This is a genomic window from Bradyrhizobium australafricanum, from assembly GCF_020329495.1.
GTDB lineage: Bacteria > Pseudomonadota > Alphaproteobacteria > Rhizobiales > Xanthobacteraceae > Bradyrhizobium > Bradyrhizobium australafricanum.
The window spans coordinates 237,279-264,105 of the sequence record NZ_JAGKJL010000003.1 but is presented as its reverse complement, the minus strand read 5'-3'; the positions used below and the strand labels follow the sequence as shown (position 1 = coordinate 264,105).

At 65.0% G+C, this 26,827-nt stretch carries 23 protein-coding genes; 10 read left to right on the top strand and 13 right to left on the bottom strand.

Going from position 1 to position 26,827, the window contains the following annotated elements:
• The first annotated feature begins 116 nt into the window (after nt 1-116).
• Nucleotides 117-1,382, top strand: coding sequence for a transcription termination factor Rho (gene rho, locus J6525_RS04750; RefSeq protein ID WP_021078151.1), 1,266 nt, complete (start codon nt 117-119; stop codon nt 1,380-1,382).
• Between the two features lie 119 nt (nt 1,383-1,501).
• Here rho and J6525_RS04745 read toward each other — a convergent pair whose 3' ends face one another.
• Nucleotides 1,502-1,780, bottom strand: a complete 279-nt coding sequence (locus J6525_RS04745) for a hypothetical protein (protein WP_225642608.1) — start codon at nt 1,778-1,780, stop codon at nt 1,502-1,504.
• Between J6525_RS04745 and mnmE the strand changes: the two genes are divergently transcribed.
• The 5 genes from mnmE to J6525_RS04720 all read left to right on the top strand — a co-directional run bounded on the left by mnmE (nt 1,680) and on the right by J6525_RS04720 (nt 7,843).
• On the top strand, nt 1,680-3,005 hold the full coding sequence (gene mnmE, locus J6525_RS04740) for a tRNA uridine-5-carboxymethylaminomethyl(34) synthesis GTPase MnmE (protein ID WP_225642425.1): 1,326 nt from the start codon (nt 1,680-1,682) through the stop codon (nt 3,003-3,005). The two genes, J6525_RS04745 and mnmE, sit on opposite strands and share 101 nt — an antisense overlap.
• A 234-nt stretch (nt 3,006-3,239) precedes the next feature.
• Entirely contained in the window at nt 3,240-5,123 is a 1,884-nt protein-coding gene (mnmG, locus tag J6525_RS04735; protein ID WP_225642423.1) for a tRNA uridine-5-carboxymethylaminomethyl(34) synthesis enzyme MnmG, read from the top strand.
• Between the two features lie 135 nt (nt 5,124-5,258).
• Nucleotides 5,259-5,924 (top strand): 16S rRNA (guanine(527)-N(7))-methyltransferase RsmG, encoded by a 666-nt coding sequence (gene rsmG / locus J6525_RS04730; protein WP_225642421.1) that lies wholly within the window; start codon nt 5,259-5,261, stop codon nt 5,922-5,924.
• A 32-nt stretch (nt 5,925-5,956) separates the two neighbouring features.
• Nucleotides 5,957-6,808 carry a ParA family protein gene (locus J6525_RS04725; protein WP_028342002.1) on the top strand — a complete coding sequence of 284 codons (852 nt, stop codon included), beginning with the start codon at nt 5,957-5,959 and terminating at the stop codon, nt 6,806-6,808.
• 144 nt (nt 6,809-6,952) lie between these two features.
• Entirely contained in the window at nt 6,953-7,843 is an 891-nt protein-coding gene (locus tag J6525_RS04720; RefSeq protein ID WP_176936804.1) for a ParB/RepB/Spo0J family partition protein, read from the top strand.
• A gap of 107 nt (nt 7,844-7,950) precedes the next feature.
• Here J6525_RS04720 and holA read toward each other — a convergent pair whose 3' ends face one another.
• The 4 genes from holA to J6525_RS04700 all read right to left on the bottom strand — a co-directional run bounded on the left by holA (nt 7,951) and on the right by J6525_RS04700 (nt 14,086).
• Nucleotides 7,951-8,982 (bottom strand): DNA polymerase III subunit delta, encoded by a 1,032-nt coding sequence (gene holA, locus J6525_RS04715; protein WP_225642419.1) that lies wholly within the window; start codon nt 8,980-8,982, stop codon nt 7,951-7,953.
• An 8-nt stretch (nt 8,983-8,990) separates the two neighbouring features.
• The gene (gene lptE, locus J6525_RS04710; RefSeq protein ID WP_225642417.1) at nt 8,991-9,548 is read right to left on the bottom strand and encodes an LPS assembly lipoprotein LptE; all 558 of its coding nucleotides are present in this window, start codon (nt 9,546-9,548) and stop codon (nt 8,991-8,993) included.
• Nucleotides 9,535-12,171, bottom strand: coding sequence for a leucine--tRNA ligase (gene leuS, locus J6525_RS04705; RefSeq protein ID WP_225642415.1), 2,637 nt, complete (start codon nt 12,169-12,171; stop codon nt 9,535-9,537). The genes lptE and leuS overlap by 14 nt, the downstream gene beginning before the upstream one ends.
• 223 nt (nt 12,172-12,394) lie before the next feature.
• Nucleotides 12,395-14,086, bottom strand: a complete 1,692-nt coding sequence (locus J6525_RS04700) for a sensor domain-containing diguanylate cyclase (protein ID WP_225642413.1) — start codon at nt 14,084-14,086, stop codon at nt 12,395-12,397.
• 108 nt (nt 14,087-14,194) lie between these two features.
• On the opposite strand from J6525_RS04700, the gene J6525_RS04695 reads away from it, so the two are divergent.
• Nucleotides 14,195-14,899, top strand: a complete 705-nt coding sequence (locus tag J6525_RS04695; RefSeq protein ID WP_225642411.1) for a YggS family pyridoxal phosphate-dependent enzyme — start codon at nt 14,195-14,197, stop codon at nt 14,897-14,899.
• A 336-nt stretch (nt 14,900-15,235) separates the two neighbouring features.
• On the opposite strand, the gene J6525_RS04690 is transcribed toward J6525_RS04695, so the two are convergent.
• Nucleotides 15,236-16,021 carry a 2-keto-4-pentenoate hydratase gene (locus J6525_RS04690; protein WP_092081230.1) on the bottom strand — a complete coding sequence of 262 codons (786 nt, stop codon included), beginning with the start codon at nt 16,019-16,021 and terminating at the stop codon, nt 15,236-15,238.
• A 103-nt stretch (nt 16,022-16,124) separates the two neighbouring features.
• A complete protein-coding gene (locus J6525_RS04685) occupies nt 16,125-16,664 on the bottom strand; it encodes a L,D-transpeptidase family protein (protein WP_225642409.1) in 540 nt (179 codons plus the stop codon).
• A 241-nt stretch (nt 16,665-16,905) separates the two neighbouring features.
• On the opposite strand from J6525_RS04685, the gene J6525_RS04680 reads away from it, so the two are divergent.
• Complete coding sequence (locus J6525_RS04680; RefSeq protein WP_016841446.1) at nt 16,906-17,592, top strand: response regulator transcription factor; 687 nt, start codon at nt 16,906-16,908, stop codon at nt 17,590-17,592.
• Nucleotides 17,593-17,649: 57 nt separating this feature from the next.
• On the top strand, nt 17,650-18,090 hold the full coding sequence (locus J6525_RS04675; protein ID WP_016841445.1) for a cyclic nucleotide-binding domain-containing protein: 441 nt from the start codon (nt 17,650-17,652) through the stop codon (nt 18,088-18,090).
• 146 nt (nt 18,091-18,236) lie between these two features.
• On the opposite strand, the gene J6525_RS04670 is transcribed toward J6525_RS04675, so the two are convergent.
• From J6525_RS04670 to J6525_RS04655, 4 genes are all read right to left on the bottom strand, one after another.
• Nucleotides 18,237-19,052: an exodeoxyribonuclease III gene (locus tag J6525_RS04670; protein WP_028335822.1), complete on the bottom strand. Its 816-nt coding sequence runs from the start codon at nt 19,050-19,052 to the stop codon at nt 18,237-18,239.
• Between the two features lie 216 nt (nt 19,053-19,268).
• Entirely contained in the window at nt 19,269-20,075 is an 807-nt protein-coding gene (locus J6525_RS04665) for an outer membrane lipoprotein carrier protein LolA (RefSeq protein WP_225642407.1), read from the bottom strand.
• A 100-nt stretch (nt 20,076-20,175) separates the two neighbouring features.
• Complete coding sequence (locus J6525_RS04660; RefSeq protein ID WP_225642405.1) at nt 20,176-22,656, bottom strand: DNA translocase FtsK; 2,481 nt, start codon at nt 22,654-22,656, stop codon at nt 20,176-20,178.
• Nucleotides 22,657-22,672: 16 nt separating this feature from the next.
• Entirely contained in the window at nt 22,673-23,899 is a 1,227-nt protein-coding gene (locus J6525_RS04655; protein ID WP_092081236.1) for an aminotransferase class I/II-fold pyridoxal phosphate-dependent enzyme, read from the bottom strand.
• 178 nt (nt 23,900-24,077) lie between these two features.
• On the opposite strand from J6525_RS04655, the gene J6525_RS04650 reads away from it, so the two are divergent.
• Complete coding sequence (locus J6525_RS04650; protein WP_225642403.1) at nt 24,078-24,551, top strand: NUDIX domain-containing protein; 474 nt, start codon at nt 24,078-24,080, stop codon at nt 24,549-24,551.
• 187 nt (nt 24,552-24,738) lie between these two features.
• Here J6525_RS04650 and J6525_RS04645 read toward each other — a convergent pair whose 3' ends face one another.
• On the bottom strand, nt 24,739-25,143 hold the full coding sequence (locus tag J6525_RS04645) for a GFA family protein (RefSeq protein ID WP_016841439.1): 405 nt from the start codon (nt 25,141-25,143) through the stop codon (nt 24,739-24,741).
• Between the two features lie 199 nt (nt 25,144-25,342).
• Entirely contained in the window at nt 25,343-26,791 is a 1,449-nt protein-coding gene (locus tag J6525_RS04640) for an ammonium transporter (RefSeq protein ID WP_057020316.1), read from the bottom strand.
• Nucleotides 26,792-26,827 lie beyond the last annotated feature (36 nt).

Genomic DNA, 26,827 nt, shown 5'->3' with positions numbered 1-26,827 from the left:
TTGAAAGCCCAAACGGCACTTTCCTGGCTGAGACCTGCGGACCTTCCTTTGGCGTCCGCTTTTTCCAGAGCCACCTCGCACCCCTTCCCTACCTACTTCCTCACAGGACGACCCCAATGCGGGAAATCAAACTCCAGGACCTCAAATCGAAAACGCCGGCCGAGCTCGTCTCGTTTGCGGAAGAGAATGGGGTCGAGAATGCCAGCACGATGCGCAAGCAGGAGCTGATGTTCGCAATTCTCAAGCAGCTCGCGATCGCCGAGACCGACATTATCGGTGAGGGCGTTGTCGAGGTGCTGTCCGACGGCTTCGGCTTCCTTCGTTCGCCCGACGCGAACTACCTGCCCGGCCCCGACGACATCTACGTTTCGCCGTCGCAGATCCGCCGTTTCGGCCTGCGCACCGGCGACACCATCGAAGGCCATATCCGCAGCCCGAAGGAAGGCGAACGCTATTTCGCGCTGCTGAAGGTCAACACGCTCAATTTCGAAGATCCGGAAAAGTCGAAGCACAAGGTCAATTTCGACAACCTCACGCCGCTGTTTCCCAATCAGCGTTTCCGCATGGAGCTTGAGGATTCCACCAAGAAGGACCTTTCCGCCCGCGTGATCGATATCGTCGCGCCGATCGGCAAGGGCCAGCGCGCGCTGATCGTGGCGCCGCCGCGCACCGGCAAGACGGTGCTGATGCAGAACATCGCGCACTCCATCACCGCCAATCATCCCGACTGCTATCTGATCGTGCTTCTGATCGACGAGCGTCCGGAAGAAGTCACGGACATGCAGCGCTCGGTGAAGGGCGAGGTGGTGTCGTCGACCTTCGACGAGCCTGCGGTGCGTCACGTCCAGGTCGCCGAGATGGTGATCGAGAAGGCCAAGCGCCTCGTCGAGCACGGCCGCGACGTCGTGATCCTGCTCGATTCGATCACGCGCCTCGGCCGCGCCTACAACACCGTCGTGCCGTCATCCGGCAAGGTGCTGACCGGCGGTGTCGACGCCAACGCGCTGCAGCGTCCGAAGCGCTTCTTCGGTGCCGCGCGCAACATCGAGGAGGGCGGTTCGCTGACCATCATCGCGACCGCGCTGGTCGATACCGGCAGCCGCATGGACGAAGTCATTTTCGAAGAGTTCAAGGGCACCGGTAACTCCGAACTGATCCTCGACCGCAAGGTTTCGGACAAGCGGACCTTCCCGGCGATCGATATTGCCCGTTCCGGCACCCGCAAGGAGGAGCTGATCACTGATCCGCAGGTGCTGAAGAAGATGTACGTCCTGCGCCGCATCCTCAATCCGATGGGCACCATGGACGCCATCGACTTCCTGCTCGACAAGCTCCGCAATACGAAGAGCAACTCGGAATTCTTCGATTCCATGAACACCTGAGGCCACGGCCGAAAAGAACAGGGCGCTCCGCACAACGGGGCGCCTTTTTCATGCTGCGGATTTGCTGCGGCTAAGTGCAGCATAAAAGGAGCCGTTCTCCGCGCTGTGTTTCCATTTAACTATCTGATATTATTTATATTTCTATCATAGCTTGGTGATCTAGCTGACGACACCGCAGCAAAATTGCTGCGCGGCTGCTGCAGTGAAATCAGATCATGCTGCATCGCAGCATTTTGCGGTATGGAGTGCGAAATCGAAGCGGCATTGCCTTTGCCGATTTGCTGGAAGAAATAGGCGATGCATCCACGCGACCAGACTATTTTCGCGTTATCCTCGGGGCGGCCGCCGAGTGCGATCGCCGTTGTCAGGCTGTCTGGCCCAATGGCCGAGTCGGTCATTGCAGGACTGGCGGGCAAGACGCCGGTGCCGCGGTTGGCGACCCGCGCGCTGCTCCGCGATTCGAACCATCAACCGATCGATGACGGGGTCGTGCTGTGGTTTCCAGGCCCGGCCAGTGCCACCGGCGAAGACGTCGCCGAATTTCATGTCCATGGCGGACGCGCCGTCTTGGCGGCGATGTTCGATGCGATCGCGGCATTCGACAACGTGCGGCCGGCCGAGCCGGGCGAGTTCACCCGGCGGGCCTTCGAGAACGGCAAGCTCGACCTGACCGAGGCCGAGGGCCTGGACGACCTGATCCACGCCGATACCGACCGTCAAAGGCGCCAGGCGCTGCGCCAGCTGAAGGGGCTGCTCGGCGACCGGGCGCGGGACTGGCGCGAGCGGATCATAGCGGCGTCGGCGCTGATTGAGGCCGGCATCGATTTCTCAGATGAAGGCGATGTGCCGGCCGATCTGATCGGGCCGGCGCTCGAGAAGATCCGCGCGCTGCATGATGAGATCAAGCAAGTCCTTGCAGGGCAGGGGCTTGGCGAGCGGTTGCGCGACGGCCTGGTGGTCGCGATCGCCGGTCCGCCGAATGTCGGCAAATCAACCCTGATCAATCAGCTCGCCAAGCGCGAGGTCGCGATCGTCTCGCCGCATGCCGGCACGACCCGCGATGTGATCGAGGTGCAGCTCGACCTCGATGGCTATCCGGTGACGGTCATCGACACCGCCGGCATTCGCGAGACCGACGACCCGGTGGAGCAGGAGGGCGTCCGACGCGCCCGCGCCCGCGCCGCGGAGGCGGACCTGGTGCTGTGGCTGGCCGACAGCGGCGATGCAAGGGCGGGACATGGCGGAACGACGCCGACCTGGCTGGTGCGGAACAAGATCGACCTGGTCAGGACCATGACGGGCGAGGGTGGCAGTTACCCCGAATTCAGGATCTCGGCTGCTCGTGGCGATGGGTTGTCAGAGCTGATCGCCGCGCTGGTCGGGTTCGCTCAGGACTATTTTGGAACCAGCGAAGGCGGCTTGATCAGTCGGACGCGGCAGCGCGGATTGTTGCAGGAGACCGTCGAATCCCTTCAGCGCAGCATGGACGTGGTCGGGCAGGGCGAGGAACTGGCGGCGGAGGAACTCCGGCGGGCCGCTTACTCACTCGGTCGTCTGCTCGGCCGGGTGGACGTTGAAGACATCCTGGATGTCATCTTCCGCGAATTCTGCGTCGGGAAGTAGCGGGTGCCCCCTCTGTTTCACGTGAAACATGGTTTCGATCTGGTTAAGGAACCCTCATCCTGTTTCACGTGAAACAGTTGCCGATCATACAGCCGCACTGTTTCACGTGAAACGGTCCCATCCGTCATTGCGGGCGAAGCGAAGCAGTCCATATTTGCCTCGGGCTTCGGTCTCAGAGCGGCGATCCCAACTTCGTTCTTCCGGCTTTCATGACTCCACGATAGAAGTCCCGGCATGACTTCCAGGGCAGACTCATTTGACGTCATCGTCATCGGCGGCGGCCATGCCGGCTGCGAGGCCGCGAGCGCTTCTGCCCGGATGGGCGCAAAGACCGCCTTGGTGACCCATCGTTTCGCGACGATCGGCGCGATGTCGTGCAATCCCGCCATCGGCGGGCTCGGCAAGGGCCATCTGGTCCGCGAAGTCGATGCCTTGGACGGTTTGATGGGCCGGGTGGCCGATGCCGGTGGCATCCAGTTTCGCATGCTCAATCGCCGGAAAGGTCCGGCGGTTCGTGGCCCCCGGGCGCAGGCCGACCGCAAGCTCTATGCGGCCGCGATGCAGGCCGCGATCACCGAGACCGCGAACCTCAGCGTCATCGAAGGCGAGGCGGATGAATTGGTCGTCGTCGATGGTCGCGTGACCGGCATTTGCCTGGGCGATGGCCGCCGGCTATCGGCGGGGGCGGTTGTCATCACGACCGGGACCTTCCTGCGTGGTCTGATCCATCTCGGCGAGAAGAACTGGCCGGCGGGCCGGGTCGGCGAGGCGCCGGCCATAGGCCTGTCGGCTTCCTTTGAACGTGCAGGGTTTGTGCTCGGCCGGCTCAAGACCGGGACGCCGCCGCGCCTCGACGGCACCACGATCGACTGGTCCGCGGTCGAAATGCAGCCCGGAGACGAGCCTCCGGAGCCGTTTTCGGTCATGACTGACCGGATTACGACCCCGCAGATCCAGTGCGGCATTACCCGGACCACGCCGGCGACCCATGAGGTGATCCGGGCCAATGTGCATCGCTCACCGATGTATTCCGGCCAGATCAAGAGCTCCGGACCGCGCTACTGCCCCTCGATCGAGGACAAGATCGTCCGCTTCGGCGACCGCGACGGCCATCAGATCTTTCTGGAGCCGGAAGGGCTCGACGACACCACGGTCTATCCGAACGGCATCTCGACCTCGCTGCCGGAAGAGGTCCAGCTCGCGATCCTCGCCAGCATTCCAGGCCTCGAGCGGGTGAAGATGGTCCGGCCGGGCTACGCGATCGAATACGACCACGTGGATCCGCGGGAGCTCGATCCGACCCTGCAGACCAAGCGTCTGCGCGGGCTTTTCCTGGCCGGCCAAATCAATGGCACCACGGGCTATGAGGAGGCGGCGGGGCAGGGCGTTGTCGCCGGGCTCAATGCCGCGCTCGCTGCCGGCGATGCCGATCCGATCGTGTTCGACCGCGCCGACGGCTATCTCGGGGTGATGATCGACGATCTCGTGACCCGCGGGATCACCGAGCCGTATCGCATGTTCACCTCGCGCGCCGAATATCGGCTGACGCTGCGTGCCGACAACGCCGACCAGCGCCTGACCGACAAGGGCATTGCGCTCGGATGCGTCGGGACCCCGCGCGCGAACCGTCACCGGGCCAAGATGGCGGCGCTGGAGGCGGCCAAGCGGCTGGCGAAGTCGCTCGCGATCACGCCGAATGAAGCCGCCAAGCACGGGCTTGCCCTCAATCGTGACGGCAATCGCCGCTCCGCCTTCGAGCTTCTGGCTTATCCGGAGATCGAATGGCCGGCAGTCCAGGCGATCTGGCCGGAGCTGTCGGCCATTGACCCTGCGATCGCGGTGCATCTCGAGATCGATGCCAAATACGATGTCTATCTGAAACGCCAGACCGCCGATGTCGATGCCTTCCGGCGTGACGAGGGTCTGGTTCTGACCGACGTCGACTACGCCGATGTGCCGGGTCTCTCGAACGAAGCGCGCGCCAAGCTGCAGAAGGCGCAGCCGCGGACGGTCGGGCAGGCGGGCCGGATCGACGGCATGACGCCGGCGGCGCTGGGTATTCTGGCGGCCTATCTCCGGCGGGAAGCCCGGCGGAAGACTGCGAAGGCATCTGCCTGACGTTTCACGTGAAACGGGGGACGGTCCCGTCATTGCGAGGAGCGGAAGCGACGAAGCAATCCATCGCTTCCTCACGCGGTACTATGGATTGCTTCGCTTCGCTCGCAACGACGAGCTCGACTGGCATTCCAGAGAATGGCTTCAATTTCGCGATCCGCCGAACTCAGCGTCTCCGCCAAGGACAAGGCCGCGGCGCTCGCGCTGACGCCTGTTTCACGTGAAACAGAGGCGCGGCTCGACCGCTACGTCGCCATCCTCCTGGCGTGGCAGGCCAAGACCAATCTGGTCGCGCCATCGACGCTGCCGACCCTCTGGACCCGCCACGTCTCCGATTCGCTGCAGCTTCTGAGCCTCGCGCCGACGGCCAAGTCGTGGGTCGATCTCGGCAGCGGCGGCGGATTCCCCGGTGTCGTGCTGGCCTGCGCGCTGGCCGAGACTCCGGGCGCGTCGATTCATTTGGTTGAGCGAATCGCCAAGAAGGCGGCATTCTTGCGCGAGGCGATACGGGTGACGGGCTCGCCGGGGGCGGTGCATCTGGCTGATATCGGGGATACTGTGGATAGAATCCTGGGGCCCATCGATTGCGTCACCGCGCGGGCGCTGGCTCCGTTACATCAACTCATCGGCTTTGCGGAGCCGTGGGTCAAAAAGGGCGCCAAGGCGCTGTTTTTGAAGGGTCAAGATGTAGAGGCCGAATTGACCGAGGCCACTAAATATTGGATTATTGAGCCAAAGCTACACTCCAGCCGGACCGGCGGACAGGGCTGGATCGTCGAACTCGGGTCAATCGAGCGGCGCTAGGGGAACTCCGCGAGAACAAATGGTATTTTGGTATGACTGTGATGGACGAGGTTTATCAAGAGGATAAGGCGTCCCAGCCGCCTGGCCATCCGCGCATCCTGTCGCTCGCCAATCAGAAGGGCGGCGTCGGCAAGACCACCACAGCGATCAATCTTGGCACCGCACTCGCTGCGATTGGCGAGCGTGTCCTGATCGTCGATCTCGATCCGCAGGGCAACGCCTCGACCGGCCTCGGCATCGATCGCCGCAACCGCAGCTGTTCGACCTATGATGTGCTGATAGGCGAGGCGCCGCTGCGCGATGCGGTGGTCGCGACCGCGGTGCCGCGGCTACATATCGCCGCTTCCACCATGGACCTCTCCGGCCTCGAGCTCGAGCTCGGCACCACGCCGGGCCGCGCGTTCCGGCTGCGTGATGCGATCGCAGGGCTGAACAACAACGTCTCGCCGGAAGCCGACTACACCTACGTGCTGATCGACTGCCCGCCTTCGCTCAATTTGCTCACGGTGAATGCGATGGCGGCGTCGGACGCGATCCTGGTGCCGCTGCAATGCGAGTTCTTCGCGCTCGAAGGTCTGTCGCAATTGCTGCAGACCGTGGAGCAGGTGCGCTCGACGCTCAATCCGAGCCTGTCGATCCACGGCATCGTGCTGACCATGTTCGACTCGCGCAACAACCTCTCCAACCAGGTGGTTGCCGACGTGCGCCAGTTCATGGGCGACAAGGTCTACGACACCATGATCCCGCGCAACGTGCGCATCTCGGAAGCACCCTCCTACGGCAAGCCGGTCCTGGTCTACGATCTCAAATGCGCCGGCAGCGATGCGTATCTCAAGCTCGCCACCGAGGTGATCCAGCGCGAGCGCGAGCTGCGCACGCATTGACGTTGCGTAGGATGGGTAGAGCGAAGCGAAACCCATCACTCTCATTGCGAGCCGCGATGGGTTTCGCTTCGCTCTACCCATCCTACGTTTCTTTTGAAATTCAAGTCCGGAGTACTGCGTGTGAATCCAAGGGAGCTCGCAACAATGGCCGATGAAGCGCGTTCGCGACTGGGGCGCGGGCTGGCAAGCCTGATCGGAGATGTCGGCGGCGAGGCGGCCGCGCATGTCGAGCGGCCGCGCAACCAGCGCAAGGTGCCGATCGAATTCCTCAAGGCCAACCCGCGTAACCCGCGGCGCACCTTCGCCGACACCGAGCTCGGCGAGCTTGCCGATTCGATCAGGCAGCGCGGCGTGATCCAGCCGATCGTGGTGCGTGCGATCAAGGGCGCGCAGGACCGCTACGAGATCATCGCCGGCGAGCGCCGCTGGCGCGCCTCGCAACTCGCCGGCCTGCACGAAGTGCCGATCGTGCCGGTCGAGGTCTCTGATTCCGACGCGCTCGAGATCATGATCATCGAGAACGTCCAGCGCGAAGACCTCAATGCGATGGAAGAGGCGCAGGGCTATCACGCGCTCGCCGACGAGTTCAAACGCAGCCAGGAAGACATCGCCAAGATCGTCGGCAAGAGCCGCAGCCATGTCGCCAACATGATGCGGCTGACCAAGCTGCCGGCCGAGGTGCAGGCGCTGATCTCGAAGGGCGATCTCTCCGCCGGCCACGCCCGCGCGCTGATCGGCGTGCCGGATCCGCTCGCTGCAGCGAAGCGCATCGTCGCCGAGGGTCTCAACGTCCGCCAGGCCGAGGCGCTGGCGCATGAGGAGGGCGTGCCGGAGCGCAAGCCGCAGAAAGCGCGCAGCGGCAGCGCGGCCAAGGTCGACAAGGATGCCGATACGCTGGCGCTCGAGAAGCGCGTCAGCGATGCGCTCGGCCTTGCCGTCACCGTCAGCCATCGCGATCCCGGCGGCACCGTCCAGATCAGCTACCGCAACCTCGAGCAGCTCGACGAGGTGGTGCGGCGGCTCGAGGGCGGCTAGCGGTTTCGTCATTCCGGGGCGCGCGTCAGCGCGAACCCGGAATCTCTTTTTCAACATCTCTGGATTCCGGGTTCATGCTTCGCATGCCCCGGAATGACTTCTTCAATTTACCCCCGCCGCTTCGCATTCGCCGCGATCGAGAGCAGCGCGCGCTGCGCGATCACGGCGGCGAGTGAGGCCTGCTTGCGCATGTCGAGCGCCGCGGTCGCGAGCTGATCGATCACCGTCACCAGCCGCGGCGGCGTGAAGTTGCGCAGCGCGATCTCGACCGCGGGCTTGCGCGAGAAGTGCAGCCGCGGAAATCCGCCTTCCAGCACGGCTGACGCCGGCGTGCCGTCCGCGATCGCCAGCGCCGATTTGTGCAGCCATGCCGCCTGGCGCTGCGCGGCCGAGATGATCACGCCGGGATAGGTGCCGGCGACCATTGCTTTCGTGAACTCGCTTTCGACCAGCGCGGCGTTGCCGGCGAAGGCGCCGTCGACGATCGGATCGAGCTTCAGCTCGGAGGCGTCGGACACCACGGTCATGACGTCCTCGAGCGTGATCTCGCCCTTGCCGTGCGCGAACAGCGCCAGCTTGCGCAGCTCGTTGCGCGAGGCCATGCGGTCGCCGCCGAGCAGCGACATCAGCACCGCGCGCGCATCCTGCGCGAGCCGCAGATTCGATACGCGCAGCTCGTCCTCGATCAGCTTCGTCAGATCGCGCTCGGTGTCGGGATAGCAGCCGATCGCCACTGCATTCTTGGCGCGCTCGCAGACCTTGCGCAGCGGTGATTCCGGCCTGAGCTCGCCGGCCTCGATCACGATGCGGCAATCCCTGAGCGCGGTGGTCTCGGTCAGCGTCTCGACGCCACTCGAGAAGTTGCGCGAGCCGGCGCGGACGCGGATGGCGCGGCGGCCGCCGAACAGCGGCACCGTCATGGCCTCGTCGACCAGCCGCGACGGTTCGGCGGCGAGTTCGTCGCCATCGAGCCGCACCAGCGAGAATGGATCGTTGGGATCGTCGACCGCGGAGGCCATCAGCGCGTCGGCACGCTCGCGCACCAGCCCGAGGTCCGGGCCGTACAGCAGGATGATCGGACGACCGGCGTCAGGCCGGGCGAGGAAGCTGTCGATCTCTTTTCCGCGAAGCGCGACCAATGCGGCGATCAGGTTCCGGTGGAGAAGAAGGAGGCGAGCCGGGTCTGGATGTTGTCGGCGATCTCCTGCGCGGCGCGGTCCTCGGCGTCGCGGAAGGCGCGGGCGCGGGCGAAGCGCTGGTACGAGCCAGGCATGTCGTAGGACACGCGCGAGAACGTGGTGCCGGTCATCACAGACTTGTTCGACGCGATCTCGATCAGGTTGAACTGGGCGTCGATGCCGTAGTTCTCGCTGGTCGGCAGCGCCGTGGCCTGGTCGATCATCAGCGAGGAGCGGCTGGTGGTGAAGCGTAGCACCAGCCGATGCGTCGGCGGTGCGCCGGTGGCGGTGCCGTAGAGCTTGAAGGCGAGGGCGTTGCGGACCTCGACGCCGACCCGGGCCTCGCGAGAGGCGTTGGGCTTGTCGACCGGCGGAACCTCGACGCCCAGCAGCTTTTCGCGCAGGGCGGACGACTGGCCGTCGAGGGTGCGCTCGGCATACATCGGCTGGAAGCATCCGGCCGTCAGCGCGGCCAAGGAGGCCACGGCCACGAGCCGGGCGGCGATCCTGATCCTAGCCGACAACATTGACGATCCTCATGGGCACCACGATCACCTTGCGGACGGGATTGCCGCCCAAGGCGGCTTTTACCGCATCGAGCGCCAAAACGGCAGCCTCTATATCCGCATTTTGGGCCGCCCGTGGCACGGTAACATCACCTCGTTTTTTACCGTTGACCTGGACGACCAGGGTCACGCTGTCTTCGACCAGCAAATCGCGCTCGATTTGCGGCCAATCGGCCTCGGAAACCAGCCCGGTCTGGCCCAGAACCACCCAGCACTCCTCGGCCAGATGCGGCATCATCGGCGAAAACAGCTGCACCAGGATGGTCGCCGCCTCCTTGACGGCCCAAGAAACATCTGGAGCTAGGTCCGGTGCCGGCTTGTCGCCTTTCGCCAGCACCTCGGACAGCGCATTGGCGAACTCGCGGATATGCGCGAGACACACGTTGAAATGCAGCCGCTCGATGCCGGACGACACCTTGTCGAGCGCGCCATGGGCGGCCTTGCGCAGCGCCAGCGCCTCGGGCCCGAACGTGGCCGGCCGGGCCGCCGGCGCCGTCCTGGCGATTTCGGCCGATTCGCTCACCAGCCGCCACAGCCGCTGCACGAAGCGTGAGGCACCCTGCACGCGCTCGTCGCTCCAGATCACGTCGCGGTCCGGCGGCGAGTCCGACAGCATGAACCAGCGGGCGACGTCGGCGCCGTAGCTCGCGATGATGTCGTCGGGATCGACGGTGTTCTTCTTCGACTTCGACATCTTCTCGATCGGGCCGATCGCGATGTCCTCGCCGGTCGCCATCAGCACCGCGCGGCGGCCGTTGCCGCCAACCTCGATCTTCACCTCGGCCGGCGTGACCCAGCTGCCGTCGGCCTTCTGGTAGGTCTCGTGCACCACCATGCCCTGGGTGAACATGCCGGCGAACGGCTCGCTCATGTCGACGTGGCCGGTGGCCTTCATCGCGCGGGTGAAGAAGCGGCTGTAGAGCAGATGCAGGATCGCGTGCTCGACGCCGCCGATATACTGATCGACCGGCATCATCCGGTTGGCGACCGCAGGCGTGGTCGGCGCGTCCTCGTTCCACGGATCGGTGAAGCGCGCGAAATACCAGGACGAGTCCACGAAGGTGTCCATCGTGTCGGTCTCGCGCACCGCCTTGCCGCCGCACTTCGGGCAGCTGACGTGCTTCCAGGTCGGATGATGGTCGAGCGCGTTGCCCGGCTTGTCGAAGCTGACATCCTCCGGCAGCGTCACCGGCAACTGGTCGTCGGGCACCGGCACCACGTCACAGGTCGGGCAGTGGATCACCGGGATCGGGCAGCCCCAATAGCGCTGGCGTGAAATGCCCCAGTCGCGCAGCCGGAAATTCACCTGCCGTTCGCCGACCGGCGCATTGCCGCGGACTTCGCTTTCCAGCCGCTTGGCGACCTCTTCCTTCGCCGCGTCGATCGTCATGCCGTCGAGGAAGCGCGAATTGATCATGCGGCCGTCACCGTCATAGGCGACGTCGGTGATGACGAACGTCTTCGGGTCCTGGCCCTCGGGGCAGACCACCGGCACATTGCCGAGATTGTACTTGTTGACGAAGTCGAGGTCGCGCTGGTCGTGCGCCGGGCAGCCGAAGATCGCGCCGGTGCCGTATTCCATCAGCACGAAGTTCGCGACATAGACCGGCAGCTTCCAGCTCGGATCGAACGGATGCACCGCCTTGATGCCGGTGTCGAAACCCTGCTTTTCTGCGGTGTCGATGATCGACTGCGCGGTGCCGATCTTCTTGATGTCGGCGATGAACTCCGCGAGCTTCGGGTTCTTCGCGGCAGCCGCCTGCGCCAGCGGATGATCCGCCGAGATCGCCATGAACTTGGCGCCGAACAGCGTGTCGGGCCGCGTGGTGAATATCTTCAGCTCGCTCTCGCCGGCCGGTGTCGTCGCCGCATCCAGCGCGAAGCGGATCAACAGGCCCTCGGAGCGGCCGATCCAGTTGCGCTGCATCAGCCGCACCTTGTCGGGCCAGCGGTCGAGACCATCCAGCGCTTCCAGGAGCTCCTGCGAGTACTTCGTGATCTTGAAGACCCACTGGCTCATCTCGCGCTGCTCGACGACGGCGCCCGAGCGCCAGCCGCGGCCGTCGATCACCTGCTCGTTGGCGAGCACGGTCATGTCGACCGGATCCCAGTTCAGCTTGCGCTTCTCGCGCTCGGCGAGGCCGGCGCGCAGCATGTCCAAAAACATCTTCTGCTGATGCTTGTAGTAGCTGGGGTCGCAGGTCGCGAACTCGCGCGACCAGTCGAGCGACAGGCCGATCGACCGCAGCTGCTTCTTCATCGCGGCGATGTTGTCGTAGGTCCAGGCCTTCGGCGCCACCTTGCGCTCGATCGCCGCGTTCTCGGCCGGCAGGCCGAACGCGTCCCAGCCCATCGGGTGCAGCACGTTGTAGCCCCTGGCGCGCATGAAGCGGGCCAGCACGTCGCCGAGCGTGTAGTTGCGGACATGGCCGATATGGATGCGCCCCGACGGGTACGGGAACATCTCGAGCACGTAGTATTTCGGCCGCGGATCGTCGTTCTTGGAGGCGAAGATCGCCTTTTCGTCCCACAGGCGCTGCCAGCGGGGTTCGGATTCACGGGCGTTATAGCGTTCGGCGGTCATGAAATCGCAGGGATTTTGGGTGGCTCTGGGTGATTTTCGGGCCCCGTCCGGGGACGGCGGACTAGGCCACAAAAGCGCCTGCGCGGTCAACGGCTTGGGGCCTCCAAACGTCCCATCCCCTCGCGCAGCCGCCCTGCCGCTGTCGCAGGGGCGCCGTCTGCAGCCTCCTCGTCGCCGATGGTCATGGTTCCGCGCTCATCGTGACGCTCGATCACGCACGATCTCAACTCGCCAGCGCCATCCCGGCTTCGTCCAGCGTCTGCAGGAAGCCGTGCTCGATCACGGCGTTCCTGCCGCGGCGCTTGGCGGCGTAGAGGGCGGCGTCGGCGGCTTCGATCAGGTCGCCGGGGCGCAGGGTCTCGTTCGGCCTGGTCGTGGCGACGCCGACGCTGACGGTGACGACGCAATGGCTCGAGGATGCATGCGGCACGGCGAGGCCGAGCACGGCGGTGCGCACGGTCTCGCCAATCGCGAGCGCATGCGCGGCGTCGGTGTTCGGCAGCAAGAGGCAGAACTCCTCGCCGCCATAGCGGCCGGCGAAGCCCATGGTGTCGGCGGCGATCCCGGACAGCACTTCGCCGATTCGGGTCAGGCAGGCATCGCCTTCGGGATGGCCGTAGGTGTCGTTGTAGAGCTTGAAATGATCAACATCGATCATCATCAGCGACAGCTCGCATTCATATTGCTGCGCCCGCATCCATTCGAAGTCGAGCCGGCTCTGGAAGCCGCGGCGGTTGGCGAGGCCAGACAGCGCGTCGATCGAGGCCATCACGGTGAGACGATCGTTGGAGGCGACGAGCTCGCGCTCGCGCTGGCTGAGCTGCGCCGCCATGGCGTTGAAGGCGCGCGCCAGCGGCACGAATTCCGCCGGCAGCTTGTGCTTGGCGACGCGCGCCGACCAGTCGCCCTCGCCGAACCGTCGCGCCATGCCGGTCATCAGCTCGATCGGATGGATGACGAGCCGCTCGGCGCCGACCAGCGCACCCAACAAGACGAACAGGCAGACGAATCCGAGCTGCAGATAGGCGGTGCGGATCTCGCGGTTGATCGCCGCCGTCACCTTGGCCTCGTCCATGCTCACGATCAGTCGGGATTGCGTGCCGGCGATGCGCGCGAAGCTCAGCGTGCGCTGTGCGCCGTCGGACGCCGTGAACGACACCGAGCCGGACGGCTCGTCATAGCTCAGCGCCTTCTCGGCGATCGCCGCCATCAGCGGGATGGTGTCGAGCGAGCGGCCGATCAGGCTCGCGTGATCCGCAGGCGCGGCGATCACGACGCCGGTAGAGTCGACCAGCACGGCCGACATGCCGGGCTGACCGCCGAGATTGGCCATGATCTGCGACAGCCAGTCGATATTGATGCCGGCGACGACGACGGCATCCTGCTCCGGATTGATCGCGGCGACCGGATACGCGGCCATCATCATCGGGCGGCCATTGGTCCTGCCGCGCAGATAGTCGCTGAACACGAAGCCGCGGTTGTCCTGCGCCTTCTTGAAATATTCGCGGTCGCCGACATTGAGGCCGACCTGGACGTTGAGGGTCGAGCACTGCACCAGCCCGTCCCTGGAGACGAACATGATGCTGCGGATCCAGGGCAGCACGGTCGGCAGGCTGGCGCGCAGCACCTCGCAGCTCTGCGCGATGCCGCCGGAAGCGCGGATGTAGGCTGCGGACTTCAGCATGGTCTCGACCGAGGAGACCACCTCGCGCTGGGTTTCCGCGGCATGCGCGGTGAGGCTGGCATAGCCGGCCGCGGCCTGCGCGACCTGCTTGCTGCGGGAATCCTCCAGCGTGCGGACGCGGTCCAGCATCAGGGGCGCGACCAGCATCAGCGCAAGCAAGGCCAGCCGGGCACGAATTCCCAGAACCTTCTTGAGCCTGACCCGGTTGCGGTTGAAAGTGACGCCCGACATTCTATTCCCTTGCCCGTGCGCAAGTTAGAATGCAGGGCTTCAAAAAGCCTTTCCCGAATTTGGTAAAATTCGAGCCAACCCCCGCACCTGTCAGAGAACGGCACAAGCATGACGCAAAGCCCGACCACGCCGTTACCGGCCGATTCACCACATGGTCTCGCCGCCGTCGAACGCGAGATCGCCCTTGCCTGCAAGGAAGCGCGGCGCGACCGCGCGTCGGTGACCTTGATCGCGGTGTCGAAGACGTTCGCGGCCGACGCAATTTTGCCGATTATCGGCGCCGGACAGCGCGTATTTGGCGAAAATCGCGTCCAGGAGGCCAAGGGCAAGTGGCCGGCGCTAGCCCAGGCTCATCCGGGATTGCAACTGCATCTGATCGGGCCTTTGCAGTCGAATAAGGCCAAGGAGGCGGTCGCGCTGTTCGATGCGATCCATTCGGTCGATCGCACCAGCATTTGCGAAGCGTTAGCCAAGGAAATCAAAAATCAAGGGAAGCACCCAGAACTGTTCGTCCAGATCAATACCGGTGAGGAGCCGCAGAAGGCCGGCGTCGCGCCGCAGGACGCGGATACCTTCATCGCCGCGTGCCGGGACACCTACGGCCTGCAGATATCAGGACTGATGTGCATCCCGCCGGTCGACCAGGCGCCGGCGCCGCACTTCGCGCTCTGCGCCAAGATCGCCGCGCGCAACGGGCTGACGAATCTCTCGATGGGCATGAGCGCGGATTTCCCGGTGGCGATCCAGATGGGCGCCACCCATGTGCGGGTGGGCTCGGCGATCTTCGGGACGCGGACGGTGCCGCATAACTAGTGTCGTCCTGGCGAAAGCCAGGACCCATACTCCGCGGCCATTGCAAGGGACACGCGGCCAGATCGGCGGACAACAATTCACTTCGGTGGTTATGGGTCCCTGCTTTCGCACTAGGGCATTTACACATCTCTTCGAGGCTAGAAAACCGACTCATCATCAAGGGGTTAGCTACTAGGCGAGAGCCGAAATCGGCGGGCGCAACCCTAGTGCAGATGAGTAAGTTCTCTGCGGTTTTCGGCCAACTCTTTGAGAAGACTCCGGAAAGACTGCGGAGGATATGTATATACGCTAGTGCGAAAGCAGGGACGACAGCGGTGTGTGTGGCGCGTGCGCGGCCTACACGAACCGCACCGACACTTTTCCGATCGCGCCAAAATCGGCTCCGAACGCATCGCCAGCCTGAATCGGCAGCGGCGGGTGGCAGGTGCCGGTGGTGACGACCTCGCCTGCCCGCAAGGTCAACCCGAGCGCGGAGAGTTCGTTGGCGCACCAGGCGAGCGCTGCGCGGGGATCGCCGAGCACGTTCTTGCCATGGCCGATATAGCGCTCGCCGTGCAGCGTGATGGTCGGGCGGTCCTCGACCAGGTCGATCGCGCGCCAGTCGGCCGAGGTTGCGGGTCCGAGCACAAACAGATGCGCGCAGGCATTGTCGGCGATCAGCTGCGCCTCGCCGGCGGAGGCGAAATCGGCGAAACGCGAATCCGGAATCTCGATCGCCGGATGCAACGTGCCGACGGCCTCCAGCACCTCCTGCACGCTGTAAGGCGTTGTGCGCGGCGCGAGATCGCGCGCCATGCGGAAGGCGTATTCCGGCTCGCCGACGCGCATCTCGTTGCCCTGCATCGACGCGGTGCCGCCATCCGGTATCACCGTCTCGGCAAGGATGCGCCCGGCGAGCGGTCCGGCGACATTGATGTGCTTCTGGCCGGCCGCGCTGGTCGCCGCGATCTTCCAGCCAAACAGTTTTTCGCGCGAAGTCTTTTCCAGCTGAGCCTGCACCGCGTAGCCCTCGGCGCGATCGCGCGGCCGAATTGCGCCATCGAGCGCGCCGAGTTTTGTTCCCGCGTGCCAGTGATCGTGCAGGACTTTTGCGGCGGCCGCGATTTTTTCGTTGTCGAGCATGCTTTTTCACTCCCGCGGGAATTATTTTCTGTTGTGTGCAATCTCAGCACAAACGCGTCGCGCCTGTCGCGTGGGAAAACCGATGCTGAGCTACTCCACCACCCTACCCAATAACGATCCGGGTCTGCGGCGACATCCGCCGCAACAACCGCAGCATCGAGGTCTTCGTCATCGAGACGCAGCCCGCGGTCGGCGAAAAGTTCGGCCGCGCCAGATGCAGGAACACCGCGCTGCCGCGACCGGCGACGCGCGGCGCGGCGTTGTGATCGATCTCGATAATGAAGTCGTAGAGATGATCCTCGCGAGTCAGGCGGTCGCCGCCCTGCTCGCGATCGAGCCGGATCGGCTGGTTGTAGTGACGGTCGGCGGGGTCCTCGCACCAGGCGTCCTCGCGACGGATCGGCCGGGTCGGCAGGAAAGTCGTCGGACGCTGGTGCCGGTCGGCGCGCCACCAGAGCTGGCGCGGATGGAAGACGCCGCGCGGCGTGCCGCCGTCGCCCTCGCGCTTGTTGGCGAGGATTCCGCCGCGCCCGAGCGCCACCGGCACGGTCCAGGCGTCGGCCGACAGCCAACCCCGGCGAGGGTCGCCGGCGGCTGCTCGGACCTCGATAATGGAGAGCGGGCGATCACGTTTGACTGTCATATAAGTGATTGAAATAGCTGACCTTCCCTTAAGAATCGTTCCAAACTGAGCTTGCCTTGGAGGTTCAGAACATCCTATCTCCCGGCATTACAGGACATTCACGTCCTGCCCCGCCGGATTTGAGGTAGACTGCGTTGCCTTGTGAATCGGTAACAATCGCCTACCTGAACACATATCTAGCCGATGTTACGGCCATAAGCGTCCTCTGCTTCTGACCGCCCGCCCCCGAAGGATTGTACCTATGGCCAATGCCCGCAAGATCTTGATCGTGGATGACGATACCGATCTGCGCGATACGCTGGTCGAGCAGCTGTCGCTGCACGAGGAATTCGAAGCCTCCGCAGTCGACACCGGCGCCAAGGGCGCCACTGCCGCCAAAGCCAATTCCCCCGATCTGGTCCTGATGGACGTCGGCCTGCCCGACACTGACGGCCGCGAAGTGGTCCGCTCGCTCCGCAAGGGCGGCTTCAAGGCCCCGATCATCATGCTGACCGGCCACGACACCGATTCCGATACGATCCTGGGGCTCGAATCCGGCGCCAACGACTATGTGGCGAAGCCATTCCGCTTCGCGGTGCTGCTGGCCCGGATCCGGGCGCAGCTCCGCCAGCACGAGGCCAGCGAGGACGCGGTGTTCTCGGTCGGTCCGTACTCGTTCCGGCCCGGCTCGAAGATGCTGACCGGCGCCAATGCCAGGAAGGTGCGGCTGACCGAGAAGGAAACCGCGATCCTCCGCTTCCTCTACCGCGCCGGCCAGATGCCGGTGTCGCGCGAGACCCTGCTCCAGGAAGTCTGGGGCTACAATTCCGGTGTCACCACCCACACGCTGGAAACCCACATCTACCGCCTCCGCCAGAAGATCGAGAAGGACGCCGCCAACCCGGAAATCCTGGTGACGGAAGCCGGTGGCTACAAGCTGGTGCCGTGATACGCTTTGCGCTCAACGATTCGTGAAATCGAGGCGCGCCGCGGTTACCGGACCTGAATGTCGATCGATGATGACGTAGCCCTGCTCGAGCGGGTCCCGACAATGCGTCTGTTGGGCGAAAGCTCCTTGCGCATGCTGGCGATCGGCTCCGAGCAACGTGATTTCAACGCAGGCGACGTGCTGTTCAAGGCCGGCGACGCTGCGGACGCCGGCTATGTCGTGCAGCGCGGCACCTTCCGCGTCGAGGAAGGCGGCGCCGAGATCATCGCCGGCCCCGGCGCGCTGATCGGCGAGCTCGCCTTGATCGTCGCCATGAAGCGGCCGTCGACCGCCACCGCACTGGAGCGCGGCTCCGTGATCCGCGTCGCGCGCAGCTTGTTCCAGCGCGTGCTGGAAAGCGATCCCGCCGCGGCCCGCCGGCTGCGCGACGAGCTCGCGCTGCGCACCAGCCAGCTCGCAAGCGATATCCTGATGGCTGGCGGGAAGTTGAGCACGTGATCCGTCACCCTGAGGTGCGAGCCTTGCGGCGCAATTGCGCCGCTGGGCGAGTCTCGAAGGGTCGACGGCCACCAGCCGGGCCGTGCACCCTTCGAGACGCGCGTTCCGCGCTCCTCAGGATGACGGGTCGAGGGTCGGCGGCGCCCTTAAACCTCCATCACCGCCGTCACCGGCACGTGGTCCGACGGGCGCTCCCAGCTGCGGGCGTCGCGGGTGATCTTGAAATCGCTGACCTGATCCTTCAGCGCGCGCGAGACCCAGATGTGATCGAGCCGTCGGCCGCGATCGCCGACGGTCCAGTCCGCCGCGCGGTAGCTCCACCAGGTGTAGACCTTTTCCGACATCGGGATCCGCTCGCGCGCGATGTCGAACCATTCGCCATGCGCCTGCGCGGCGAGCAGCTTCTCGGTCTCGACCGGCGTGTGCGAGACCACCTTGAGCAGCTGCTTGTGCGACCACACGTCGTTCTCATGCGGCGCGACGTTGAGGTCGCCGACCAGGATGTGGCGGTCGTCGCCGCGCGGATGCAGCGGCTCGCAGGCCTTCATCTCGTCGAGGAATTGCAGCTTGTGCTCGAATTTCGGATTGAGCGCGGGATCGGGAATGTCGCCGCCGGCCGGCACGTAGAAATTATGCAGCACCAGCGGCTTTGACAGCTGCGCCTTCTCGCCGAAGGACACCGAGATGTGTCGTGAATCGATCTTGTCGCAGAACGTCCTGATGTCGGTCGTCTCGAACGGCAGGCGCGAGACGATGGCGACGCCGTGATAGCCCTTCTGTCCGTTCAGCGCGACGTGCTCATAGCCGAGCCGCTTGAAGCGCTTGAGCGGAAACGCATCGTCGATGCATTTGGTCTCTTGCAGGCACAGCACATCCGGCCGCGCGCTCTTGATGAACTTGGCGACGGTGTCGATGCGCAGGCGCACCGAATTGATGTTCCAGGTGGTGACGGAGAACCGCATGAGAGGTGCCTCTTAGCACGGTTCTCGGTGCGATTGTCCACAGGGAGGCTCCCACCTCGCCCCGCTTGCGGGGAGAGGTCGGATCGCATGGGCGAAGCGCAATGTGATCCGGGTGAGGGGGACTCACCGCGTACTCGCGTCTTTCGGATTCCTGGAGGCAGCCCCTCACCCCAACCCTCTCCCCGCAAGAGCGGGGCGAGGGAGAAGGAAAGGCGGTCAGCCCGGCGAGGTGCCGGGATAGGTCGTGAAGTCGATCTTGAACAGCGCCGGATCGGGCTTCTGCGTCGCGTCGAGATTGTAGACCGCAACTGTCGTGTCGTAGCCCTGCGGGTCGGTAACGGTCCACTGCTTGAGCTTGCCGTCCTTGGCGCCGATCATCAGCAGGAAGCGGCTGGTGCCGACCAGCGCCTGCTTTTCCTCGATCGTGATGCTGACGAACACGTCGTCGGCGGTGACGCTGATGACGTTGGTGTCCTTCATCAGGTCGATACGGTCCGACAGCAGATAGCGCAGCGGGGTCTGCGATAGCGGATAGACGTCCTGGGTGGCGAGCCTGCGGTCGCGCACCGCGACCGAGGAGCCGTCGGCGATCACCTCGATCGGGCTCGGGTCGTCATATTCGAAGCGCAGCTTGCCAGGTTTCTGGATATAGAAATCGCCCTTGGTCTTGGTGCCGTCGGGGCCGACCTGGACGAAATTTCCGACCAGCGTTTGCAGCGACGAGAGATAGGCTGAGACCTTGGCGGCCTGCGCCTTCTGGTTGGCGTCGAAGGTCTGGAAGATGTTGGCGGGCACGTTGCGGCGCGGATCGGGAATCACCGGGTTCGGCGGTGCCTGGGTGGCGCCCGTCGTCGTCGGACCCTTGTCCGCATTGGTCTGCGCGCCGGCGTCCTTCTTTGGCGCAGCCTTGGGTGCGGGCTTCGGGGGCGGCGCATTCTGCGCAGTCGCAGCGCTGGCGATCGCGGCGGTGACGAGAAGAGCCAGCGCGGTGCGCGTGCCGCGGTCAATGAGGTGTTTTGCCATCAGATATGTCAGGTCTCTGTTCGACGCTCGTCCCGCTGCGCCGGATTTTATCCCGCCTCTTCCGAGGGAGATATGGTTTTTCCGTGATGATCGCCCCCGATCAGAACTGGCCTTCTTCCTCCCCGACCAGGATTTCGCGCTTTCCGGCGTGATTCGCCGGGCCGACGATGCCCTCAAGTTCCATCCGCTCCATCAGCGAGGCCGCGCGGTTATAGCCGATCTGCAGTCGGCGCTGAATGTATGAGGTCGACGCCTTGCGGTCGCGCTTGACGATCGCAACCGCCTGCGTGAACAGATCGCCGCCGCCGTCGCCGCCCATGCCGGTGGCATCGAACACGGCGCCGTCCTCGTCGGTCGGCTCTTCCGCGGTGACGGCTTCGAGATATTCCGGTGCGCCTTGCGTCTTGAGGTGACGCACGACCTTCTCGACTTCCTCGTCCGAGGCGAACGGGCCGTGCACGCGGCTGATGCGGCCGCCGCCCGCCATGTAGAGCATGTCGCCCTGGCCGAGCAGCTGCTCGGCGCCCATCTCGCCAAGGATGGTGCGGCTGTCGATCTTCGACGTCACCTGGAAGGCGATCCGGGTCGGGAAGTTCGCCTTGATCGTGCCGGTGATGACGTCGACCGACGGACGCTGCGTGGCGAGGATGACATGCAGGCCGGCGGCGCGTGCCATCTGTGCGAGGCGCTGCACCGCGCCTTCGATATCCTTGCCGGCGACCATCATCAGGTCGGCCATCTCGTCGACGATGATGACGATGTAGGGCAGCGGCTCGAGGTCGAGCTTCTCTTCCTCGTAGATCGCCTTGCCGGTCTCCTTGTCGAAGCCGGTGTGGACGGTGCGCGTCAGCTCTTCGCCCTTGGCCTTGGCTTCGACGAGGCGCGCATTGTAGCCGTCGATGTTGCGCACGCCGAGCTTGGCCATCCGCTTGTAGCGCTCTTCCATCTCGCGCACGGCCCATTTCAGCGCCACCACCGCCTTCTTCGGATCAGTGACGACGGGCGTCAGCAAATGCGGGATACCGTCATAGACGGAGAGTTCGAGCATCTTCGGATCCACCATGATCAGGCGGCACTGATCCGGCCGCAGCCGGTAGACCAGGCTCAGGATCATGGTGTTGATCGCGACCGATTTGCCGGAGCCGGTGGTGCCGGCGATCAGCATATGCGGCGTGCGCGCCAGATCGATGATGACGGGGTCGCCGCCGATCGTCTTGCCGAGGCACAGCGGCAGCTTCGCAACCGAATCGACGCTTTCCTTGGCGACCAGAAGCTCGCGCAGATAGACCTTCTCGCGATGCGCGTTGGGCAGCTCGATGCCGATCGCGTTACGGCCGGCGACGACCGCGACGCGGGCCGACAGCGCGCTCATCGAGCGCGCGATGTCGTCGGACAACCCGATCACGCGCGACGACTTGATGCCGGGCGCCGGCTCGAGCTCGTACAGCGTGACCACCGGGCCGGGATTGGCCTTGACGATCTCGCCGCGCACGCCGAAGTCCTGCAGCACGCCCTCGAGCGAGCGCGAATTGGCTTCGAGCTCGGCCTTGCTCAGCGGCTGTCGATCGCTGGCCTTCGGCGCACTGAGCACGGAGACCGAGGGCAGCTCGAACTTGTCGGAATTCTTTTTCTTCGGCTTCGGCTCGGCCTTCTTGCGCGGGGCGCGGGCGGCGGGAGCTTCTTCCTCCTCGTCCTCCTCTTCCTCCTCGTCGTCGAAAGCCTCAGCCTCGTCCTCATCATGGTCTTCATGCGCCGGTGCGATCGAGGGCGCCGAGCGGCCGCCGCCGATATTCGGCTCCTGGCGCTCGAACGCGGCGCTGCGGCCCTGGGCTCCGCTCGAGACCAGCGATTTGTAGGCGGTGGTCAGCAGCCAGCCGAGCCGCGCTTTGGCGCTCATCAGCGCATGGAACAGCCAGCCCAGCGAGACCGAGCTGCGATCGTTGTCTTCGTCCTCGACGAACGGCTCGTCATCGTCGGAGATCGGCGTCAGCTCGTCGTCCTGCTCCTTGGCGCCCCAGCCGCAGGCGAACAGGAAGCTTGCCGCCATCGCGACGAACAGGATCAGGCCGAGCACGACGCGATAGATGAAGCCGGGCGGGCCGAACACGACGGCCGGCGCACGCAGCAGCGCGTCGCCGACCACGCCGCCGAGCCCGGTCGGCAGCGGCCATGCGGTGTTGTGCGGCCAGCAACTGGCGAAGCCCGCCGCGATCACCGTGCACAGGATCCAGCAGCCGAGCCGCAGCGCCTCGCGGTCGAACGGGCGATGCGTCAGCATCCGCCAGCCCCACACAGCGACCGGCAGCACCAGCATGATCGCGCCAAGGCCCAGAATCTGCATCAGGAGGTCGGCGCCGATCGCGCCGGGATAGCCGAGCACGTTGCGGATCGCGCGCGAGGTGGCGTGGCTCAGCGACGGATCCTGCACCGACCAGGTCATCAGCGCCGCCGTGATGGCGCCGGACAGCGCGATCAGGCCGAGCCCGGTGAGTTCGCGCAGCCGTCGCGCCAGCGCCTCGCGGAGCGAGAGCGGCAGATGGCCGACCAAGGGGATGACACGTTCGATCGCTGGCATACTCAATCTTCGCGCTTCGCGATTAACCCAGGGTTTCGACCAGGCGATGCATCGCCTCGGCCGTCGATTCACTGTCGGAGACGAGCGCAAGGCGGATATAGCCCGCGCCCGGATTGGAACCGTCGGTCTGCTGGCGCGCCAGATAGCTGCCGGGAATCACGCGCACGCCGGCGTCGCGATAGAGCCTGACCGCCGCAGCCTCGTCGCCGCCGCGCTCGGAGACGTCGAGCCAGACGCAGAAGCCGCCGGCGGGACGCTTGTAGCCGTAGCGGTTGCCGAGGATCTGGTCGGCGAAATCGAACTTGATGCGATAGAGCCTGCGGTTCTCCTCGACATGCGCCTCGTCGCTATAGGCGGCGACCGCCACATGCTGCAACGGCACCGGCACCTGTGGTGCGGCGACATTGCGCAGCTCGTGGAATGCGGCCAGAAACTTTCGATCGCCCGCGGCGAAGCCGACCCGCATGCCCGGCAGGTTCGAGCGCTTCGACAGCGACTGGAACGCCACGACATTGCTGAAGTCGGGACCGGCGCATTCCAGAATGCTGCCCGGCGCCTCGCGGGTGTAGATCTCCGAGTAGCACTCGTCGCTCAGGATGATGAAGCCGAAGCGATCGGCGAGCTGCTTCAGCCGCGTGAAATAGGCGCGCGAGGCGACCGAGCCCTGCGGATTGGCGGGCGAGGCGATGAAGAACGCCACGGTGCGCGCCAGCGTCGCCTCGTCGATCGAATCGAGGTCGGGCAGGAAACCGTTAGCGAGCGTGGTCGGCAGGTAGATCTGCTCGCAGCCGGCCGCGCGGGCGCCGGCGCCATAGGCCGGATAGAACGGGTTCGGCATCAGGATCGCCGGCCGGCCCTTGCGCGGCGCGACGTAGCGCGAGGCTGATATCGCGGCAAAGAACAGCCCCTCGCGGCTGCCGTTCAGCACCATCACCTCGCTCTCCGGATCGACCGGCCGCGGCAACTGGAACCGGCTCGAGAGCCAGGTCGCGACGGCGCGGCGGAACGGTTCAATGCCCTTGGCGATCGGGTAGCGGCCGAATTCGGCGGTATGCTTTGCCAGCACCGGTCCGACGAAATCGGGCACCGGGTGCTGCGGCTCGCCTAATGACAGCGTAATCAAGGGTTTGGCGGGCTGATAGGGCGCCAGCAGCTCGGTCGTGCGCAGGAAAGGGGAACGCTCGGCCTGGCCGGCGGATGCGACATCGCCAGCGCCCTGCGCCAAGCCGGATGAGGCGGTCATTGCCATGATTGAAATGCCAGCACTTTCACTGCGGTCGGAGGGTAGGGGCGCCGACCGTAAACCGATCAAGTCACCATAGATAGGGCGAGGTTAAGACGCGATTAACCATCGGTGCGCGGCACGATCTGCCGGCGCGTGATATCAGCGCTCACGCCAGAAAACCGCATCGAAATTGCTCCGAAACATGATCCATCGCCGCGCCGTCCGGGCGCTCATTATCACCGGCGAGCGCGAAGTCCTGCTGATGCGGATTCGCCCGCCGCAGGGCGGCGACTGCTTCTGGATCGCGCCGGGCGGCGGCGTCGAGGGCGACGAGACGGCGGAAGCGACGCTGCAGCGGGAACTGGCCGAGGAGTTGGGGCTGATCGATTTCGAGCCCGGGCCCGCCGTCTGGCGGCGACACCACACCTTCAACTGGGGCGGCAGGCGGATTTCCCAGAAAGAGGAATACCGGATCGTTCACGCGGATCGCTTCGCGCCCGTGATGGCCGACGAGGCCGAGGCAAAGGTGCTCGATTGCTTCCGCTGGTGGCCGATCGCCGATCTATCCGGTGCGAGCGAGCGCCTCACGCCGCTGTCGCTTGCCGACATCCTCGAACGCTATTTGCGCGACGGTGCACCGAGCGAGCTGCCGGATGAGGAAGTTTTGATCGACTGACGCGGCTCGATGGCTCCAACCTCCCCTTGAAAAGGGGAGGTCGCTTTGCTCGGAGAGCAAAGCGGGTGGGGATCTATTCTCTCCGCAGACAGCAGAGTGCGCGGCTAACCCCCATCCCGACCTTCCCCCTTTCAGGGGGAAGGAGAAAACAGACAGCAGGCCGGGCTACGCGCGCGATACGTGGCGGCTACCGCGCCGGCAGCTTCTCGAACGACGGCTTGCCTTCGGGCAGGTGGTGGAAGGTCTGCTTGTCGCAGGTGTAGATCGTCATCTGCGGGGTGAACACCGAGGGGTCGTCGAAGGTGCCGACCTTCAGGATGGTGGCGGGCAGGCCCGGCACCTTGGTCACGAGATGCGTGCCGCATTCCGGGCAGAACTCGCGCGTCACGGCGCGGTCGAGATCCTTGCGGGTGAACTGCTTGGGCTCGCTGGCGGTGTATTTGAAGCCGGTGGTCGGCATTGCCATGAACATGTTCGGTCCGCCGCCCGTGATGTACTGGCATTCCCGGCACAGGCACTGCGCCGCCATCATCGGCTCGCCTTCGGCCTCATAGCGCACATTGCCGCAATAGCATCTGCCCTGCACCTTCATGACGTCCTCCCGTTTTCGTTGTTTGTGGCCTGTCATTCCACAATGGCAGGCAATTCCGACAATATTTTCTCAAGCCGCGGAAAAAAGAAAGGGGCCCCAGCTTGCGCTGGAGCCCCTCAACGGTCCGGACATTGCCGGGTATGTGCCCGAACCGTAGTTCTGGACCCGGCCCCGGAGGGAGCCAGAGTCCCGGGAGAACTCACATGTTGTAGGCGCGCTCCGTGTGCTCGGTGATGTCGAGGCCTTCACGCTCGGTCTCGACGTTGGCGCGCAGGCCGACGATCACGTCGACGATCTTGTAGAGGATCGCCGAACCGATGCCCGACCACACCAGCGTGGTGCAGACGCCCCAAACCTGCGAGATCATCTGCGCCGCGAAGTCGTAATCGGCGACCTTCGGCGGGATCGCGGTGTAGTCGATGATGCCTGCACCGCCGAGCGCCGGGTTGACCAGGATGCCGGTGCCGAGCGCGCCGACGATGCCGCCGACGCAGTGGACGCCGAACACGTCGAGCGAGTCGTCATAGCCGAGCGCGTTCTTCACGACCGTGCAGAAGAACAAGCAGACCACGCCGACCACGAGGCCGAGCACGATGGCGCCCATCGGACCGGCATAGCCGGCCGCCGGGGTCACCGCGACGAGGCCCGCGACCGCGCCCGAGAGCGCGCCGAGCAGCGAGGGATGGCCCTTGATGATCCATTCCGCGAACATCCAGGCCAGCGCCGCCGCGGCAGTGGCCACGAAGGAGTTGGTCATGGCGAGCGCAGCGCCGCCATTGGCTTCGAGGTTGGAGCCGGCGTTGAAACCGAACCAGCCGACCCAGAGCAGCGAGGCGCCGATCATGGTCATGGTCAGCGAGTGCGGAGCCATCAGCTCCTTGCCGTAGCCGGTCCGCTTGCCGATCAGCAGCGCGCCGACCAGGCCGGCGATACCCGCGTTGATGTGCACGACGGTGCCGCCCGCGAAGTCGATCGCGCCCTTCTTGAAGATCCAGCCGGCATCGGCGTTGATCTCGTCGAGCTTGGCCTGCGCCGCGGTCTTGGCCGCGCCGTCAGCCGCAGCGGCGAGCGCCTTGGCGGCATCCTGGATCGCGTCCGGGCCCGGCCAGTACCAGACCATGTGCGCGATCGGGAAATAGATCAGCGTCACCCAGAGCGGGATGAACAGCGCGATCGCCGCGAACTTCATGCGTTCGGCGAAGGCGCCGACGATGAGGGCCGGCGTGATCGCCGCGAACGTCATCTGGAAGCACATATAGATGAGTTCCGAGATGTTGGCGTCGACCGAGAAGGTCGCCGCCTTCGAGTCCGGCGTGACGCCCATCAGGAAGGCCTTGGAGAAGCCGCCGATGAAGTCGGAACCGCCGGTGAAAGCGAGGCTGTAGCCGTAGAGGGCCCAGAGCACGGTGACGAGGCAGACCGTGTAGAACACCTGCGCCAGCACCGAGAGCATGTTCTTGGAGCGGACCAGGCCGCCGTAGAACAGCGCGAGGCCCGGGATGGTCATCAAAAGCACCAGCACCGTCGAGGTCAGCATCCAGGCGTTGTCGCCCTTGTTGACTGTCGGCTCGGCGTAGGCGGCGGTCGCGGCGAACAGGCCGACTGCAAGGGCCGCCAGTCCCGCGCCATAGGGACGCTTGAACGTCATGTTATTTCACTCCTGAGGTCTTAAGGTTTGAGCGCG

Bases quoted from the DNA above. Each gene is read 5' to 3' on its own strand.
- rho (WP_021078151.1), top strand. From the start codon at position 117: ATGCGGGAAATCAAACTCCAGGACCTCAAATCGAAAACGCCGGCCGAG.
- mnmE (WP_225642425.1), top strand. From the start codon at position 1,680: ATGCATCCACGCGACCAGACTATTTTCGCGTTATCCTCGGGGCGGCCG.
- J6525_RS04745 (WP_225642608.1), bottom strand. From the start codon at position 1,780: ATGACCGACTCGGCCATTGGGCCAGACAGCCTGACAACGGCGATCGCA.
- mnmG (WP_225642423.1), top strand. From the start codon at position 3,240: ATGACTTCCAGGGCAGACTCATTTGACGTCATCGTCATCGGCGGCGGC.
- rsmG (WP_225642421.1), top strand. From the start codon at position 5,259: ATGGCTTCAATTTCGCGATCCGCCGAACTCAGCGTCTCCGCCAAGGAC.
- J6525_RS04725 (WP_028342002.1), top strand. From the start codon at position 5,957: ATGACTGTGATGGACGAGGTTTATCAAGAGGATAAGGCGTCCCAGCCG.
- J6525_RS04720 (WP_176936804.1), top strand. From the start codon at position 6,953: ATGGCCGATGAAGCGCGTTCGCGACTGGGGCGCGGGCTGGCAAGCCTG.
- lptE (WP_225642417.1), bottom strand. From the start codon at position 9,548: ATGTTGTCGGCTAGGATCAGGATCGCCGCCCGGCTCGTGGCCGTGGCC.
- leuS (WP_225642415.1), bottom strand. From the start codon at position 12,171: ATGACCGCCGAACGCTATAACGCCCGTGAATCCGAACCCCGCTGGCAG.
- J6525_RS04700 (WP_225642413.1), bottom strand. From the start codon at position 14,086: ATGTCGGGCGTCACTTTCAACCGCAACCGGGTCAGGCTCAAGAAGGTT.
- J6525_RS04695 (WP_225642411.1), top strand. From the start codon at position 14,195: ATGACGCAAAGCCCGACCACGCCGTTACCGGCCGATTCACCACATGGT.
- J6525_RS04690 (WP_092081230.1), bottom strand. From the start codon at position 16,021: ATGCTCGACAACGAAAAAATCGCGGCCGCCGCAAAAGTCCTGCACGAT.
- J6525_RS04685 (WP_225642409.1), bottom strand. From the start codon at position 16,664: ATGACAGTCAAACGTGATCGCCCGCTCTCCATTATCGAGGTCCGAGCA.
- J6525_RS04680 (WP_016841446.1), top strand. From the start codon at position 16,906: ATGGCCAATGCCCGCAAGATCTTGATCGTGGATGACGATACCGATCTG.
- J6525_RS04675 (WP_016841445.1), top strand. From the start codon at position 17,650: ATGTCGATCGATGATGACGTAGCCCTGCTCGAGCGGGTCCCGACAATG.
- J6525_RS04670 (WP_028335822.1), bottom strand. From the start codon at position 19,052: ATGCGGTTCTCCGTCACCACCTGGAACATCAATTCGGTGCGCCTGCGC.
- J6525_RS04665 (WP_225642407.1), bottom strand. From the start codon at position 20,075: ATGGCAAAACACCTCATTGACCGCGGCACGCGCACCGCGCTGGCTCTT.
- J6525_RS04655 (WP_092081236.1), bottom strand. From the start codon at position 23,899: ATGGCAATGACCGCCTCATCCGGCTTGGCGCAGGGCGCTGGCGATGTC.
- J6525_RS04650 (WP_225642403.1), top strand. From the start codon at position 24,078: ATGATCCATCGCCGCGCCGTCCGGGCGCTCATTATCACCGGCGAGCGC.
- J6525_RS04645 (WP_016841439.1), bottom strand. From the start codon at position 25,143: ATGAAGGTGCAGGGCAGATGCTATTGCGGCAATGTGCGCTATGAGGCC.
- J6525_RS04640 (WP_057020316.1), bottom strand. From the start codon at position 26,791: ATGACGTTCAAGCGTCCCTATGGCGCGGGACTGGCGGCCCTTGCAGTC.